This is a genomic window from Actinomadura gamaensis, from assembly GCF_042652125.1.
GTDB classification, from domain to species: domain Bacteria; phylum Actinomycetota; class Actinomycetes; order Streptosporangiales; family Streptosporangiaceae; genus Spirillospora; species Spirillospora gamaensis.
The window spans coordinates 275,324-290,770 of record NZ_JBHSIT010000007.1 but is presented as its reverse complement, the minus strand read 5'-3'; the positions used below and the strand labels follow the sequence as shown (position 1 = coordinate 290,770).

Genomic DNA, 15,447 nt, shown 5'->3' with positions numbered 1-15,447 from the left:
GTCGGTGCGGAGGCCGGGCCCGGGAGTGGCCCGGCCGCCGCGGGTGCGCGGCTAGTTGCCGTCGCAGATGTTGTCGTCGGCCTTGATCTCCCCCTGCTGCTTGGGGATCGGGCCGGCGGACTTCGCGTTCTTGAGGTTGGTCCAGTTGGTGCCGATGACCAGGTCCACCGTGCCGGACAGGCTGGTGGACGAGGCGGACGGGGCCGAGGCGTCCGGCACCTGCGCGGCCAGCGTCCTGGCCGCCTGGTCGGCGCCGGACCCGTAAAGGATCCTGGTGGTCGAGCTGGTCGGCTTGTTGCCGCCGACCTGGACCTGGAAGCCCTGCTCGCGCAGCGCCGCGGCGACCCGTCCGGCCTGCCCGCTGGCGCCGCTGGCGTTGTAGACGCGGACCTTCACCTGGCCGGCCGGGACCTTCGGCGCGCTGCTCGCGGGGGTCTTCTTCTCGTCCGGCACCGCGCGGTCGTTGCGCAGCGCGTTGAAGAAGTTGTCGGCGCTCGGCTGGCTCAGCACCACGCGGTTGTGGTCGGCCGGGTCCGGGCCCCAGGGGACGGTGACGAACCGGAGCTTGCCGGAGGTCATGCCCTGCATGCCCTGGCCGATCTTCAGCATGGTGGACGCGGTGAGGTCGCTGTCGGTCCGCAGCGACTTGGTGCCCGCGTTGATCATGCCCATCAGCTTGCCCGGGTTGCTGAGCACGCCCGCGCTCATCGCCTTGTTGGCGAGCGCTCCCATGAACTTCTGCTGGCGCTTGATGCGGCCGAGGTCCGAGCCGTCGCCGAGGCCGTGCCGGACGCGCACGTAGGCGAGCGCCTGCTCGCCCTTGATGACGTGCTTGCCCTTGGTCAGGTGCAGCTTGGACTTGGGGTCGTTGACGTCCTTGGGCAGGCAGATCGGCACGCCGCCGATCGCGTCGGTGATCGACTTGAACCCCACGAAGTTGACCTCCATGAAGTGGTCGATCCGCAGGTTGGTGATGCCCTCGATCGTCTTGACCGTGCAGGACGGCCCGGCGAGCGTGTACGCCGAGTTGATCTGCGCCTTGGCCTCCGCGGGCGTGCTGCCGCCGCTCGGCTTCTTGCAGGACGGGATCGGCACCATGAGGTCACGGGGGAAGCTGACCCCGAACGCCTGCCCGCCGCCCGGCGAGAGGTGGAGCAGGATGATCGTGTCCGAGCGCGGCGGCTCGTTCTTCATGCTCCGGCCGTACTCGGCGTTCGCGCCCGCCCGGCTGTCGGACCCGAGCAGCAGGATGTTCATCGCGTTGTTCAGCTTCTTCGGCCGGTTGCCGCCGATGAGGGTGTTGGTGTCCTCGTGCGCGATGTTGCCGAACGCCTCGCGGTAGAAGCCGTACATCGTCAGGGAGCCGGCGACCATCACCGCCGAGAGGGCGACGCTCACCCAGCCGAGAATGCGCCAGCCGCGTCGGCGCGCCGGCTCGGGTGGGTCGGCGTCATCGACGTACTCCATGTACATGGGGTTGTCGTTCATCGGCTCCGTGGTGGGGGTCGGGCCCGCCCTTGGGGGTCGCGGAATCAGTCAGAGGGTAGGTCAGCCAAGCCGCTGGACGGGGCCGGATCCACCATTCGCTCCGGACACCCCCGCCGTGGCGGTCACATGCTCCAGGGTCAGTCGCCGATCTAGCGACGCTTTGTCGAAGTTTCGTTGGATTATGACGGAAGATCCTGAGGCTAGCGGTGCGAGCAGGGTGATCAGTACCCCCTGGAGCGTGGTGAGGGGCACGTGAACCAGGAGGCGATCCCGAGCGTCCAAGGCCCACTCGGCCGCCGCCGTCCGCGCCTCGGCGACCAGATCGGCGCCGCTGTATGTGGTCTTTGTCACACTCAGCAGGGGATCGCCGGCGAAGGACCGTTCCGGCCGGAACCGGTCGCCGTACGCCCGGACCTCGGTCGCGTAGTCCGTCACGCCCGGCGGGACGTCCGCCATCGGGCCGCCCAGCGCGTGCAGGGAGAGGCCGACGACCTCGTCCGCCTCCGAGTCGTCCACCTCGCCCAGCCTCTCCTCGGCCACCGCGAGCAGGTACGGCCCCTCGGCCTCGCCGGGTTCACCGAGGTGGACGTGCAGCCCGGCGGACCAGGAGGCCATCAGCCAGACCTGCGTCTGCCAGTGCTCCGGCAGCGCCAGGACCACCCTGTCGCCCGGCTGCATGCCGAAGCCGTCCACCAGGAGGTTGGCGGTCTTCGCCACCCAGTTGGCGAAGACGCGGGCCGACAGCTCGACCCGCTCGTTCCTCGCGTCGTCGTAGAACGTCACGAACGGGCGGGACGGGTCGGCCTCCACGCGGGCGGCGAGCAGGCCGGCGGGGTCGGTCGCGATCACGGGTTCCGTCATGGCACGGAGCGTACGTGCACGGCCCGTGTCGCGCTGACCTCGGGCGCGTCCGGTGTCGCGCGGCGCTCGCCGCGGGAGGATGCCGATACGCTCCGCTTCGATGGACGTCCGGGGAACCCACCGATGAGCGCGGGGCGGCTGCTCGCCCGCATCACCGTCGCACCCGCCCTTCTGCTGGTGGCGTGGCTGACGGTGTCCGCGCCGTTGCTGCTGGGAGGCGTCCTCGACCTCGGGCCCGCGCTCGGCCTGTTCGCGCCGGTCGCGGCGGTCGTGCTCTGGCTCGGCCTGCGGGACGCGCCGCGCGCGGACGGCGAGCCCCGCCCCGGCCCGATCGGCCCGGTGCCGCGCTGGTCGGCGTTCGGCGTGCTCGCGGTGGCGCTGGCGTTCCTGGCCGTCCAGGTCGCGATGTGCTCCGAGCAGATCATCGTGCGCCGCGACCCGGCGTCCTACGTGCAGTTCGCGCTCTGGCTGAACGACCACGGCTCGCTGCCGATCCCGCAGGACCGGGCCGCGTTCGGCGGCGGCGACCGCGCGCTCGGCTTCGGCTCGCTGGCCTTCTACCAGGTCGGCGACGACATCGACCCGCAGTTCATGGCCGGGCTGCCGCTGGTGCTGAGCTTCGGCGGCTGGGTCGGCGGCGTCCGGGCGATGCTGTTGATGGCGCCGCTGCTCGGCGCGGCGGCCGTGCTCGCGTTCGGCGGCCTGGTCGCCCGGCTCGTCGGGCCGCGCTGGGCCCCGGCGGGGGCGCTGCTGCTCGCGCTGACGCTGCCGATGATCTGGGTGTCCCGGTCCACCTACAGCGAGCTGCCCGCGATGGTGCTGCTGTTCGGCGGGCTCGCGCTGCTCTACGACGTGCGCGCGCAGGCCGCCGACGAGCCGCGCCGCACCGGACGCTACTGGCGGCTGATGCCGACCTCGGCGCGCGCCAAGGCGTTCCTCGCGGGCGGGATGCTCGGGCTGATCGTCCTGGTCCGGATCGACGGGCTGCGCGACGTCCTGCCCGTCGTGGTCTTCGCCGGGCTGCTCATCGCGCGCCGCCGCACCACCGGCATGCCGCTCGCGCTCGGCCTCACCGCCGGGGTCGGGCTCGGCCTCGCCGAAGGCTTCCTGCTGTCCCGGCCCTACCTGGTCTACCTGCGCGGATCGCTGGTTCCGCTGCTCGCGATGACGGTCGCGCTCGTCGCGCTGACCGGCGTCCTGATCGCCTCGCTGCGGTGGGAGCGCACCGGGCCGCGCCTGCGCGCGCTGGCGGCCTCGGCCGCGCGCGGCCGGATCCCGGACCTCGCCGCCTGGGCCACGCTCGCCGTCGTCGCGCTGTTCGTGGCGCGGCCGTGGATCCAGACCGTCCGGCGCGTCCCGACCAACCCCGATGACGCGCAGAACGCGCACTTCATCGAGGAGGTCCAGCGGATCAACCACCTGCCGCTGGACGGCACCCGGCAGTACTCCGAGCTGTCCATGCACTGGGTGATCTGGTACGTCGGGGTGCCCGCGCTGCTGGCCGCGACGTTCGGCGCGGCGCTGCTGGTGCGCCGGCTGCTGCGGCGGCGGACGCCGGAATGGCTGCTGCCGTACGCGGTGATCGTCTGGACGACCGTGCTGGTGCTCTACCGGCCGGGCATCACGCCGGACCACCCCTGGGCGTCCCGGCGGCTGATCGCCGTCGTCATCCCCGGCCTGCTGCTGCTCGCGGTGTGGGCGGCGGCCTGGCTCGTCCGGCGGATCCGGCGGACCGGGTACGGGCGGCGGCCGACCGCCGCCGCCGCGCTCGTCTCCTGCGCCGTCCTCGGCGTGCCGATCGGGCTGTCGTCCGCGCCGTTCATGCTGGCGCGGACGCACGACAACGAGGTCGCCGCCGTCCGCGACCTGTGCGCGCGCATCGGACCGGGCCGTTCGGTCGTCATCCTCGACCAGAACTACGCGGACCAGTTCCTTCAGGTGATTCGCAGCATGTGCGGCGAACCGTCCGCGCGGATCTCCGCGGACGCCACGCCGGCGGACGTCTGGCGTGTCGCGGGCAAGATCTACGACGCGGGCCGCGTCCCGGTCCTCATGGGCGCCACCGCGGGCGAGGTGACCCCCTACGGGCAGCCGGTGCACGCGATGACGCTGCGCACCCGGCAGGACGAGCGGACCCTCGTGAAGGCGCCCAAGGGCACCTGGACCCTGAACCTCGACGTGTGGATCACCGAGCCCCCGCGCCCGTGACCGACTATCCTCGCCCTGCGTGAGTACCCAGCCCGCCGCGTCCACGACCACGCACGCCCCGCAGGACGCCGCCGACGGGGCCCCGGCGACCGACGCGGCCCCCGAGACCACGCCCGTAGCCGAGCCCGCGGCCCAGGTCACGCGCGAGGCGGTGCCGCAGGACGACATCGAGGCCCTCGCCGCCGCGACGGCCGAGCCCGCGCCGGCCGGCGACCGGCCCGTCCACGTCACGATCGTGCTGCCCTGCTACAACGAGCAGGACCACGTCCTCGACGAGGTCGAGCGGATCACCAAGGCGATGGACGCCAGTGGAATGGCCTATGAACTCCTGGCGGTGGACGACTGCTCCACCGACGAGACCCTGGCCCGGCTGCGCGAGGCCGCGCCGCGCTTCCCGTCCATGAAGGTCGTCGCGTTCCGGCACAACAGCGGCTCCGGGACGGTCCGGCGCATCGGGACGCAGCAGGCCCGCGGCGACATCGTCGTGTGGACCGACGCCGACATGACCTACCCGAACGAGCGGATCCCCGAGCTGGTCGCCATGCTCGACCAGGACCCGTCGATCGACCAGGTCGTGGGCGCGCGGACGTCGGAGGAGGGCACCCACAAGCTGCTGCGCGTCCCGGCCAAGTGGTTCATCCGCAAGGTCGCCGAGCGGCTCACCAACACCCGCATCCCGGACCTGAACTCCGGGCTGCGCGCGTTCCGCCGCGAGGTGTCGCTGCCCTACCTGCGGCTGCTGCCGCCCGGCTTCTCCTGCGTCACCACGATCACCATCGCGTTCCTGTCGAACCAGCACCACGTCTCGTACGTGCCGATCGACTACGCCAAGCGCGCGGGCACCTCGAAGTTCCACTTCGTCAAGGACGCCTACCGGTACATCCTCCAGGTGCTGCGCATGGTGATGTACTTCAACCCGCTCAAGGTGCTGATGCCGCTGGCGCTCTGGCTGATCGTGATCGGGCTGGCCAAGGGCGTGTTCGACATGGTCTGGCACTTCGGGTACTTCGCCAGCAACACCATCCTGATCTTCGTCACCGGGCTGATCATCGGGTCCATGGCGCTGCTCGCCGACCTCATCGTCCGCTCCCGCGGGGACGGCTAGCGATGCGCATCGCGGTCGTCGGGCCCGCCTTCCCGTACAAGGGCGGCGGCGCGCACCACACCACCGAGCTGGCGCACCGGCTCGCCGCCGCCGGGCACGAGGTGGTCGTCGAGTCGTGGCGGGCGCAGTACCCGGGGTTCCTGTACCCGGGGCAGCAGACGATCTCCGAGCCGGAGGGCGAGCCGTTCCCGGACACGATGCGCCGGCTCGACTGGCGGCGTCCGGACGGCTGGTGGCGGGCCGGGCGCGCGCTGCGCGGCTGCGACCTGGTCGTGCTGGCCGTGCTGACCCCCGTCCAGGTGCCCGCCTACCTGGGCATCCTCGCCGGGATCGGACGGCGCGCGCCGGTCGTGGCGCTCTGCCACAACGTCCTGCCGCACGAGCGGCGGCCGTACGACCGTCCGCTGATGAAGGCGCTGCTGACGCGGGTGTCGGGGGTGCTGGTGCACTCGGGGCAGCAGGCGGAGCTGGCGCGGACGCTGACGTCCCGTCCGGTGCGGGTGGCGGAGATGCCCGCGCACCTGCCGACGCCGTCCGGCGCGGCGGAACGGGACGGCGGGGTCCGGCGGCGGCTGCTGTTCTTCGGGATCGTCCGGCCCTACAAGGGGCTGGACGTGCTGCTCAAGGCGCTCGCCGAGGGCCCGGACGACGTGTCGCTCACGGTCGCGGGCGAGTTCTGGGGCGGGCTGGACGACACCGAGGCGCTGGTCGCGTCGCTCGGGCTCACCGGACGGGTGGACCTGCGGCCCGGCTACGTCCCGGCGGCCGAGGTCCCGGCGCTGTTCGCGGCGTCGGACGCGCTCGTCCTGCCGTACCGGGCGGCGACGGCCTCGCAGAACGTGTGGATGGCGTTCGAGCACGGCGTCCCGGTGATCGCGACCCGCGTCGGCGGCTTCCCCGACCAGATCCGCGACGGCTCGGACGGCCTGCTCGCCGACCCCGACGACGTCGCCTCGCTCGCCGCGGCGATCAAGCGCTTCTACCAGCCGGGGGAGCCGGAACGGCTGCGGGCCGCGGTCGAGGCACCCGACCACGGCCCGCTCTGGGACGCCTACCTCGCCGCCCTCACCGGCACGGCCTGAGCGTCCTCGTTCAGCCCAGGTGCGGTTCGAGGATCTTCAGCAGCGCGCGCTTCGGCTTGGCGCCCACGATCTGCTCGGCGACGGCGCCGTCCTTGAACAGCAGCAGCGTCGGCAGGCCCAGCACGCCGTACTGGTTCGGCGTCTGCTGGTTCTCGTCGTAGTTCAGCTTGGCGATCGTGATCTTGCCGTCCTGCTCGGCCGCGATGGCGTCGAGCACCGGCGCGATCATCTTGCAGGGGCCGCACCAGTCCGCCCAGAAGTCCACCAGGACCGGGGTCTCGCTCTTGAGGACGAGCTCGTCGAACGTCGCGTCGGTGACGGTGATGGGGGCGCTCATGCTTGCTCCTTGGTGGGCCGGGTGCCCGTCGGCTGCGTACTGGTGGAAAGGCCGGCCGGTGCGGGTTCATTCCCGGCCCCCGGATCTTTTCGCCCGCGCCGTCCGAGCAGGAGCGCGCCGGCCGCGCCGATCAGGTCGGCGGCCGTGAGCAGCACGCGGGACGCCAGCGCCACCACGATCGGAGCGCCGGCCGGAAGCACCGGCGACAGGACCAGCACCATCACCGCCTCCCGCGCCCCGAGCCCGCCGGGCGCGAGGAACACCAGCAGGCCGGCGACGAACGCCAGCGAGTACGCGCCGGTCGCCAGGAACGGGAGCCCCGCCCCCGTCCCGCCCGCCGCCGCGCTGAGCAACCACAGGTGGCCGCCGAACAGGATCCATCCGGCGACCGTCCACAGCACCGCGCGCAGCGTGGCGGCGATGCTCACCGGATGCTCCAGGGGAGGCCGCCGGACGGCCTTCAGCACCAGGTTCAGCGACCAGGTGACGATCTTCGGGTGGAGGCAGGCCAGCAGCACCGGGGCGAGCAGGAACAGCCACCAGTACCGGTCGCGCGCCTCGGGCGACGTCAGCGGCAGCGTCACCGCGGCCACCGCGAGCCCGCAGGCCGTGGACGTGGCGATCGCGAGGACGGTGGCCGAGAAGCTCCGCGCCCTCGGAACCTTGTACTCGCGGGCCATCTCGACCTGCGAGACGAGCACCCACACCATGCCGGGCACGTACTTGCCGAGCCCGGAGACGAACGCGATCCGGTAGGCCGCGCCGACCGGCAGCTCCGAGCCGAGACCGCTCAGGAACGTCCGCCAGGCCAGCATCCACGCGACGAGGCCGGCGAAGCCGAGCGCGAACGCGCCGAGCAGCGTGTACCAGGACATCTGCTCGAACGCGTGCACGGTGTCGTCCCACTGCGACGCCAGCGACCACACGCAGAACGCGAGCGCGAGCACCATCAGCACGACGCGCAGCGCGCGCATGGCCACGGCCTTCTGAATCACGCCCCCAGCGTAGGGGACCCCCGCCCCGGCCCGCCGAGTCCGCCGCGGCGCCGGCGCGGGGCGGGCGTCCCGTCGTGTGCGCGACACGCGGAGGACACCCGGCCGGGCGGGCATCGTCTATAGGCTGGGCCCGATGAAACTCTCGGATGTGGTGGCTTTCGTCGGCCACCAGGTGCACGTGTGCCGGTACCGCGAGGCGGGGACGCTCCTCGACTGGATGGGAACCGACCTGCGCGGGAAGAAGGTGCTCGACGTCGCGGGCGGCGACGGGTACTGGGCCGGGCAGACGCGCAAGCGCGGGGCCTTCGCGGTCTCGATCGACCTGGCGCGCGGGAAGATGGAGTACGGGCGGACGCTCGCGCACGCGCCCGCGCTGATCGAGTGCGACGCGCTGAAACTGCCCTTCCAGGACGGCTCGTTCGACGCGATCCTCTCGGTCTGCGCGATCGAGCACTTCGACGACGGCGGGACGTCGCTGGACGAGATGTCGCGGGTGCTGAAGCCGGGCGGGCAGATCTTCATGTCCGCCGACGTGCTCAGCCGCGCGGACGCCTGGCCGAAGCTGCGCGACGCGCACAAGGCCAAGTACCACGTCCAGCACACCTACACGCACGAGTCGCTGGCCAAGCTGATGGACGCGCGCGGGCTGGACCTCGTCCGGCACTCCTACCAGTTCCGGACGGCGGCGGCCGAGCGGCTGTACCTGTCGCTGTCGGCGTACGGCGGCAAGGTCGGGTTCAACGCCGCCGCGCCGCTCGCCCCGCTGGTGGCCGCCGCGGACGCGAAGGCCCCGAACGAGCGCGGCAGCATCGTCCTCGTCCAGGCCCGCAAGCGCGGGTGAACCGCGGGGGGCGGCGCGCCGTCCTCGGCGTGGCAAACACGGATGAAACCCTCGGGACGGTCTCGATCGGCGTAGGCTCGGATGGTCAAGGGTGATCTACGTCACGGGGGTGGGATCATGCCGAGCGACGCGCGGCCGTCTCGGATCCTGCTGGACGCCACGGCCGTTCCCGCCGACCGCGGCGCGCTGAGCCGCTACGTCGAGGGCCTGCTGCGCGCGCTGCACGGGCTCGGGGCCGAGCTGGCGATCGCGTGCCAGCGGGTCGAGCAGGAGCGGTACGCCGCGCTCGCGCCGGGCGCGCAGGTGGTGTCCGGCCCGGCGGCGCTGGCGCACCGCGCGGCCCGGCTCGCCTGGGAGCAGACCGGCCTGCCACGGCTCGCCCACCGCGTCGGCGCGGACGTGCTGCATCTGCCGAGCTACGCGATCCCCGTGCACGCGGGCCTGCCGACGGTCGTGACGATCCACGACGTCACGCTGTTCGCCGAACCGGAGCGGCACGACCCGCTCCGCACCTCCTACATCAAGTCGGCGACGCGGACGGCGGCGCGCCGCGCGACCCGGATCGTCGTGCCGTCCAGGGCCGTCCGGGACGACCTGGTCCGGCTGCTGGGCGCCAGCGCCGAGCACATCGACGTGGCCTACCACGGCGTCGACCACCAGGTGTTCCGGCGTCCGACGCCCGAGGAGGTCAAGCGCGTCTCGGACCGGCTCGGCCTGCACGGGCACCCGTACGTGGCGTACCTGGGCGCGCTGGAGCCGCGCAAGAACGTGCCGAACCTGATCCGCGGCTGGGTGCGGGCGTGCGCCGGGCGCAGCGAACCGCCCGCGCTGGTCCTGGCGGGCGGCGGAGGCTGGGACGACGAGGTGGACGCGGCGCTCGCGGTCGTGCCGGGCCACCTGCGGGTCGTCCGGTCCGGGTACCTGCCGTGGTCGCTGCTGCCGGGGTTCCTCGGCGGCGCGCTCGTGGTGGCGCTGCCGAGCCGGGGCGAGGGTTTCGGTCTGCCCGTTCTGGAGGCGATGGCCTGCGGCGGGACGGTCCTGACGACGCGTCGCGGACCGCTGCCCGAGGTCGGCGGCGAGGCGGTCGCCTACACCGAGCCCGACCCGACCGCGATCGGCAGGGCGCTCGCGTCGCTCCTGGACGCGCCGGAGCGCCGCCTCGAACTGGCCGAGTCGGCGTTTACCCGCGCCGAGGACTTCACCTGGGAGGATTCGGCCCGCGCCCACCTGTCCTCGTACGCGCGCGCGATCGCGCAGTACGCGGAATCGCATCCTTCCTGAGCGAAGCCGCGGCCGTTGCGAGCGGGGTTTTGTCCTCTTCTCACAGCGCTCATGCCGTCCGGTGACGGTGCGGAACGAGCCGTCGCGGAACGCGTTAGGCTCGCCGGACGATGCGTTCCGGACAGCGCTGAAGGAGCCCAGTGGAAGCGATCCTGCTGGTCGGGGGACAGGGAACCCGGCTGCGCCCGTTGACGATCTCGACGCCGAAGCCGCTGCTGCCCACGGCGGGCGTCGCGTTTCTGGCCCACCAGCTCGCGCGCGCGCACGAGGTGGGCGTCACGCGGATCGTCTTCGCGACGTCCTACCGCGCCGAGATGTTCGAGGCGGCGTTCGGGCGCAAGGCGCAGGGTGTCGACCTGGCCTACGTCAGCGAGAAGCAGCCGCTCGGCACGGGCGGCGCGATCCGGAACGCGGCGGCGGCGCTGTCCTCCGGCCCGGACGACCCGGTGCTGATCCTGAACGGCGACATCCTGTCGGGGCACGACGTCCCGGCGCAGGTCGAGCTGCACGAGCGGTCCCAGGCCGCCGCGACGCTGCACCTGACCACGGTGGACGACCCGTCCCGGTTCGGCGTCGTCCCGACCGACGAGCACGGCCGGGTCACCGCGTTCCTGGAGAAGGCGGCGCGGCCGGTCACCAACCAGATCAACGCGGGCTGCTACGTGTTCCGGCGCTCGGCGCTCGACGCGATCCCGGAGGGCGAGGTGGTGTCGGTCGAGCGCGAGACGTTCCCGACGATGATCTCGTCCGGGGCGACCGTGATGGGCTACGTCGAGTCCGCGTACTGGCTGGACGTCGGCACCCCCGAGGCGTTCGTGCGCGGCTCGTGCGACCTCGTGCTGGGCCGGATCGCCTCGCCCGCGATGCCCGGCGAGCCGGGCGACCGGCTGATCCTTCCGGGCGCGGTCGTGTCCGGCGGGGCGGTCGTGCGGGAGGGCACGACGGTCGGGCGCGGCGCGGAGATCGAGGCCGGCGCGACCGTCCTCGGCAGCGTCCTGCAGGACGGCGCGTTCGTCGCCGAGGGCGCGACCGTCCGCGACTCGGTCATCGGACGCGGCGCGCGGGTCGGCCCCGGCGCCGTCCTCGACGGCGTGATCCTCGGCGACGGCGCGAGCGTCGGGCCCGGCAACGAGCTGCGCGACGGCCTGCGGCTGTGGCCCGGCATCTCCCTGCCGCCGACCGCCGTCCGCTTCTCGACCGACGCCTGACCTCCACCGACCGGGCTGACCCGACCCGACCCGACCTGACCTGGGCGGACGCGGGCGGTCTCGGGGGCGTCTCGGGGTTTCTCCGGAGGGACGGTTCAGTGCCGGGTTCGTCCGCCCGGCCGATCCCTTCCGTCCGTGATCGTCAGAGGGTTTGGGCATGCCGAAACTCCCTCTGCTCACCGCCGCCGCCGCGGCGGTGACGGCCCTCGCCCTGTCCGTTCCCGCGTCCGCCTCGGCCGGCACGAAAGATACGAACGGCACGCTCCCCGCGCTCGACCCCGCCGCGCTGAAGGCGTCCATCGCGGGGCTGCCGAACCCGACGCTGACCGGCGCGATCCTGAAGGTGTCGGGGTCGGCCGGGAGCTGGGAGGGCGTGTCCGGCGTCCGGGACGTCCGGACGAAGGCGCCCGTCCCCGCGAACGGCCGGTTCCGGATCGGCTCGGCCACGAAGGTCTTCACCGCCGCGCTGATGCTCCAGCTCGTCCACGAGGGCAAGATCGACCTCGACGAGTCCGTCCAGCACTACGTCCCGGACCTGCTGCCCGCGTCGTATCCGCGGATCACCGTCCGGCAGTTGCTCGACCACACCAGCGGGCTGCCGACCCAGGGGAACCTCGGGTTCGGCGACGCCGACTGGTTCGTCGCGCACCGCCTCGACTCCTGGACGATGCGGCAGATCGTCGCCGACGGCGTCCAGTACCCGATGGCGTCCGCGCCGGGGACCGTCCAGCAGTACAACGGGCTGAACTACTGGGTGGCCGGAGTGGTGATCGAGCAGGTCACCGGCCACACCTACCAGGACGAGGTGACCCGCCGGATCATCCGCCCGCTGCGGCTGAAGGACACCTTCGCGCTGGACCGCCGCGACCCGCGCCTGCCCGGCCCGCACGCGCACGGCTACGTCGCCGTCGAGGAGAACGGGCGGACGGTCCTGCGCGACGTGTCGCGGCAGAGCCCCTGGCCCGCCGCCGAGGGCGGACTGATCTCCAGCACGTCCGACCTGACCCGCTTCATCACGGCGCTGTTCCGGGGGCGCGTCGTGCCGGAGCCCGAGCTGAACGAGATGTTCCGCGTGCCCGACCTGCCCTACAAGGGCAAGGACAACTGCGTCGTCGGCAAGAACCCCGGGCGCGCCTGCTTCGGCCTCGGCCTGATGCGCTTCGAGGGCTCGAACGGCGTGGTCGCGTGGGGCAAGAGCGGCTCGCGCCCCGGCTACACGACGGGCCTGATGGCGACCCGCGACCTGAGCCGCGTCGTCGCCTACTCGCTCAACGCGACCGGCAACAAGGACGGTTCCGAGGGGCCGTACATCGTCAAGATCGCCGCCGCGACCTTCGACCCGGCCATCGCCTCCGGCCACTGACCCCTCCCGCAACGGCCACCCGCCCCGCAACGGCCACCCGCCCCGCGACGGCCACCCGCCCCTGCGGCGGCCATCAGCCCCGCGCTGGCCATTCGCCCCGAGGTTCCACCCGTCCCGCGCTGGCCATCCTTCCCGCGGCGGCTACTCGACCCGCGGTGGCCATCCGTCCCGCGGTGGCCACCCGTCCCGCGACGGCCACTCGACCCGCGGGGGCCACTCGACCCGCGATGGCCATCCATCTTGCGGTGGCCACTCGTCCCGCGGCGGGTGGCCGCTGCGAGGGGGGCCGTTCTGTCGCCGGGGTCGCATACCTTGGACGCGCTTCAGGTGGAGGGTGTGCGGGGCGGCGGAGGGAGGCGTCATCCGGGAGCGGGAATGGCGGCCGCCGTGGGAGGTCGATCTCGGCCTGGTGCTCCGGCCGCACCGGCGCGGCACCGGTGATCCGGCGTTCGCCGTGGACGCGGGCGGCGGCTACTGGCGCGCCGTCCGGACGCCGGACGGTCCCGGCACGCTGCGGCTGCGGCGCTGCTTCGACGTGGTCGAGGCGGCGGCGTGGGGGCCGGGCGCGGAGTGGCTGCTCGACGCGGTCCCGGAGATGCTGGGCGCGGCCGACGACCCGTCCGGGTTCGAGCCGCGGCACGACGTGCTGCGCGAGACGCTGCGCCGCCGTCCCGGCCTGCGCATCGGCCGGACGGGCCGGGTGTTCGAGGCGCTCGTCCCGGCCGTCCTGGAGCAGAAGGTGCTGAGCACGGAGGCGTGGCGGGGCTGGCGCTACCTGCTGAGACGCTTCGGTGAGCCGGCGCCGGGGCCGGCCGGAGTGATGACCGATCGGGGGCGTCCGCTCAGCCTGCGGGTTCCGCCGTCGCCGGAGGAGTGGGTGCGCGTCCCGTCGTGGGAGTGGCACCGGTCGGGCATCGAGGCGGTCCGGGCGCGGACGATCATCGGGGCCGGGCGGGTCGCGTCCCGGCTGGAACGCGACGCGGCCGAGCCGCGGCTGCGCTCACTCCCCGGGATCGGGGTGTGGACGGCGGCCGAGACCCGGCAGCGGGCGGTCGGCGATCCCGACGCGGTCTCGGTGGGCGACTACCACCTGCCCGGCCTGGTGGGCTGGGCGCTCACCGGGAGCCGGACCGACGACGCGGGGATGCTGGAGTTGCTGGAACCGTACCGGGGGCACCGGCACCGGGTCACACGCCTGCTGGAACTGAGCGGCGAGCGTCCGCCGAGGCGCGGCCCGCGGCTTCCGGTCCGCGACTACCGGAGCTTCTGACCGGGGCGTCCGGGCCCGGGCGGCGCGGCAGCCAGAAGGTGCCGCGGGCCCAGTCCAGGCCGTCGCGGGTGTCGCGGCCGAACAGCGGGCCGAGGACGGCGAGGGCGACGAGGGCGATGACGATGTACATGAGAAGTCCTTTCGCATCCGATGCTCGTGAGCCCTGGCCTGGGCTCGGACTTCCCGCGCGGGTGGTGCGGGCCGGGGAACGCCTTGCCGTTCCCCGGCCGCAGTTACAGTTTGACGCCGTCCAATGTTCAGGTCCAGCGACAGTTTCTTCAGCGTTCGTGTAAGAATCCCTTCACTATGTTGGATCTGGGCAGGTTGCGGGTGCTTCGCGAGCTTCAGCTGCGCGGCACGGCGGGCGCGGTCGCCGAGGCGCTCGGGTACAGCCCGTCGGCGGTGTCGCAGCAGCTCGCGCAGTTGCAGCGCGAGGTCGGCGTCCCGCTGGTGGAGAAGGTCGGGCGGCGGCTGCGGCTGACCCCGGCGGGCGAGGTGCTGGCCGCCCGCGCGCAGGGGGTGCTCGACGAGGCGCGCCGGGCGGAGGAGGAGGCCCTCGCCGCGTCCGGCCGGGTCGCGGGGACCGTCCGGATCGTGGCGTTCCAGACCGCGCTGCTGCACGTCCTCGCGCCCGCGCTGCCGGGCCTGGCCGCCGAGTACCCCGACCTCACCGTGGACGTCCTCGACGAGGAGTTCATCCGCGTCCTGCAGGCGCTCACGCTCCAGGAGATCGACGTCGCGCTGACCGACGAGCACTCGCAGCTGCCGCGCGTGCGGCGTCCGGAGCTCGTCGCCGAGGAGCTGCTGAGCGAGCCCGTCCAGGTCGCGATGCCCGAGGGGCATCCGCTCGCCGCGTCCGGCGGCCCGATCCCGCTCGCTGCCCTGTCGGACGAGCGCTGGGTCGCCGGGCACGTCGGCACCAACCACGCGGACGTGCTGGAACGTGCCTGCCTGGACCTCGGCGGCTTCCGGCCCGACGTGCGCTACCGCACGAACGACATCATGGTGATGTTCGCGATGATCGCGCACGGCGGCGCGGTCAGCGTCATGCCCGACCTGGCCTTCGCCGAGCAGCAGCCCGGCGTCGTCACCCGGCCGCTCGCCGGGGAGCCGCTGCGCCGCCGCATGGTGCTGTGGACGCGGGTCGGCGCGGACGTCCGGCCGTCGGTCCGCGCGCTGCTCGACGCGCTCCGCGAGTCGGCGGGCGACCTGGCCGCGCGCCGGCCGAGCCTCGTCCGCGGCCCGCACGTCCCGGTCCGCTCCTGAGTTCCGAGGGGAACAGGACGGGAAGGACGGTTGCTGTTCCCTTCAAAGCGTCGAAGCCGTGAGCCGGTGGCGGGAGGCGGGAGGCGACTCCCTTCGAGGCCTGAGGCGACCCCGGCCGCTCGGCGAATATGACGCTTGGCAT

The 15,447-nt window shown here is 73.1% G+C and carries 13 protein-coding genes; 9 read left to right on the top strand and 4 right to left on the bottom strand.

Annotation, left to right across the window (positions count from 1 at the left end; all coding sequences use genetic code 11):
• Positions 1-51 precede the first annotated feature (51 nt).
• Positions 52-1,488 (bottom strand): LCP family protein, encoded by a 1,437-nt coding sequence (locus tag ACFPCY_RS24480; protein ID WP_378258888.1) that lies wholly within the window; start codon positions 1,486-1,488, stop codon positions 52-54.
• Positions 1,489-1,548: 60 nt separating this feature from the next.
• A complete protein-coding gene (locus ACFPCY_RS24475) occupies positions 1,549-2,349 on the bottom strand; it encodes a TIGR03089 family protein (RefSeq protein ID WP_378258886.1) in 801 nt (266 codons plus the stop codon).
• 123 nt (positions 2,350-2,472) lie between these two features.
• On the opposite strand from ACFPCY_RS24475, the gene ACFPCY_RS24470 reads away from it, so the two are divergent.
• The 3 genes from ACFPCY_RS24470 (at position 2,473) to ACFPCY_RS24460 (ending at position 6,744) form a co-directional block, all read left to right on the top strand.
• Entirely contained in the window at positions 2,473-4,557 is a 2,085-nt protein-coding gene (locus ACFPCY_RS24470; protein WP_378258884.1) for a hypothetical protein, read from the top strand.
• Between the two features lie 166 nt (positions 4,558-4,723).
• Complete coding sequence (locus tag ACFPCY_RS24465) at positions 4,724-5,662, top strand: glycosyltransferase family 2 protein (protein ID WP_378259361.1); 939 nt, start codon at positions 4,724-4,726, stop codon at positions 5,660-5,662.
• A 2-nt stretch (positions 5,663-5,664) separates the two neighbouring features.
• Positions 5,665-6,744: a glycosyltransferase family 4 protein gene (locus ACFPCY_RS24460; RefSeq protein ID WP_378258882.1), complete on the top strand. Its 1,080-nt coding sequence runs from the start codon at positions 5,665-5,667 to the stop codon at positions 6,742-6,744.
• A 10-nt stretch (positions 6,745-6,754) separates the two neighbouring features.
• Here the strand turns inward: ACFPCY_RS24460 and trxA are convergent, their stop codons facing one another.
• Positions 6,755-7,081: a thioredoxin gene (gene trxA, locus ACFPCY_RS24455; RefSeq protein ID WP_378258881.1), complete on the bottom strand. Its 327-nt coding sequence runs from the start codon at positions 7,079-7,081 to the stop codon at positions 6,755-6,757.
• Positions 7,078-8,076 (bottom strand): lysylphosphatidylglycerol synthase domain-containing protein, encoded by a 999-nt coding sequence (locus ACFPCY_RS24450; protein WP_378258879.1) that lies wholly within the window; start codon positions 8,074-8,076, stop codon positions 7,078-7,080. Before ACFPCY_RS24450 ends, trxA begins: the two co-directional genes overlap by 4 nt.
• 133 nt (positions 8,077-8,209) lie before the next feature.
• Between ACFPCY_RS24450 and ACFPCY_RS24445 the strand changes: the two genes are divergently transcribed.
• From ACFPCY_RS24445 to ACFPCY_RS24420, 6 genes are all read left to right on the top strand, one after another.
• Positions 8,210-8,917 (top strand): class I SAM-dependent methyltransferase, encoded by a 708-nt coding sequence (locus tag ACFPCY_RS24445; protein ID WP_378258878.1) that lies wholly within the window; start codon positions 8,210-8,212, stop codon positions 8,915-8,917.
• Positions 8,918-9,034: 117 nt separating this feature from the next.
• Positions 9,035-10,198: a glycosyltransferase family 4 protein gene (locus tag ACFPCY_RS24440; protein WP_378258876.1), complete on the top strand. Its 1,164-nt coding sequence runs from the start codon at positions 9,035-9,037 to the stop codon at positions 10,196-10,198.
• Positions 10,199-10,338: 140 nt separating this feature from the next.
• Positions 10,339-11,406, top strand: a complete 1,068-nt coding sequence (gene manB / locus ACFPCY_RS24435; protein ID WP_378258874.1) for a mannose-1-phosphate guanylyltransferase — start codon at positions 10,339-10,341, stop codon at positions 11,404-11,406.
• Positions 11,407-11,563: 157 nt separating this feature from the next.
• Positions 11,564-12,769 (top strand): serine hydrolase domain-containing protein, encoded by a 1,206-nt coding sequence (locus ACFPCY_RS24430; RefSeq protein ID WP_378258872.1) that lies wholly within the window; start codon positions 11,564-11,566, stop codon positions 12,767-12,769.
• A gap of 334 nt (positions 12,770-13,103) precedes the next feature.
• The gene (locus ACFPCY_RS24425) at positions 13,104-14,039 is read left to right on the top strand and encodes a DNA-3-methyladenine glycosylase family protein (protein WP_378258871.1); all 936 of its coding nucleotides are present in this window, start codon (positions 13,104-13,106) and stop codon (positions 14,037-14,039) included.
• A 306-nt stretch (positions 14,040-14,345) separates the two neighbouring features.
• Positions 14,346-15,305, top strand: coding sequence for a LysR family transcriptional regulator (locus ACFPCY_RS24420; protein WP_378258869.1), 960 nt, complete (start codon positions 14,346-14,348; stop codon positions 15,303-15,305).
• Positions 15,306-15,447 lie beyond the last annotated feature (142 nt).

Excerpts from the sequence above, each read along its gene's own strand:
- ACFPCY_RS24480 (WP_378258888.1), bottom strand. The coding sequence starts at position 1,488 with ATGAACGACAACCCCATGTACATGGAGTACGTCGATGACGCCGACCCA.
- ACFPCY_RS24475 (WP_378258886.1), bottom strand. The coding sequence starts at position 2,349 with ATGACGGAACCCGTGATCGCGACCGACCCCGCCGGCCTGCTCGCCGCC.
- ACFPCY_RS24470 (WP_378258884.1), top strand. The coding sequence starts at position 2,473 with ATGAGCGCGGGGCGGCTGCTCGCCCGCATCACCGTCGCACCCGCCCTT.
- ACFPCY_RS24460 (WP_378258882.1), top strand. The coding sequence starts at position 5,665 with ATGCGCATCGCGGTCGTCGGGCCCGCCTTCCCGTACAAGGGCGGCGGC.
- trxA (WP_378258881.1), bottom strand. The coding sequence starts at position 7,081 with ATGAGCGCCCCCATCACCGTCACCGACGCGACGTTCGACGAGCTCGTC.
- ACFPCY_RS24445 (WP_378258878.1), top strand. The coding sequence starts at position 8,210 with ATGAAACTCTCGGATGTGGTGGCTTTCGTCGGCCACCAGGTGCACGTG.
- ACFPCY_RS24440 (WP_378258876.1), top strand. The coding sequence starts at position 9,035 with ATGCCGAGCGACGCGCGGCCGTCTCGGATCCTGCTGGACGCCACGGCC.
- ACFPCY_RS24430 (WP_378258872.1), top strand. The coding sequence starts at position 11,564 with ATGCCGAAACTCCCTCTGCTCACCGCCGCCGCCGCGGCGGTGACGGCC.
- ACFPCY_RS24420 (WP_378258869.1), top strand. The coding sequence starts at position 14,346 with ATGTTGGATCTGGGCAGGTTGCGGGTGCTTCGCGAGCTTCAGCTGCGC.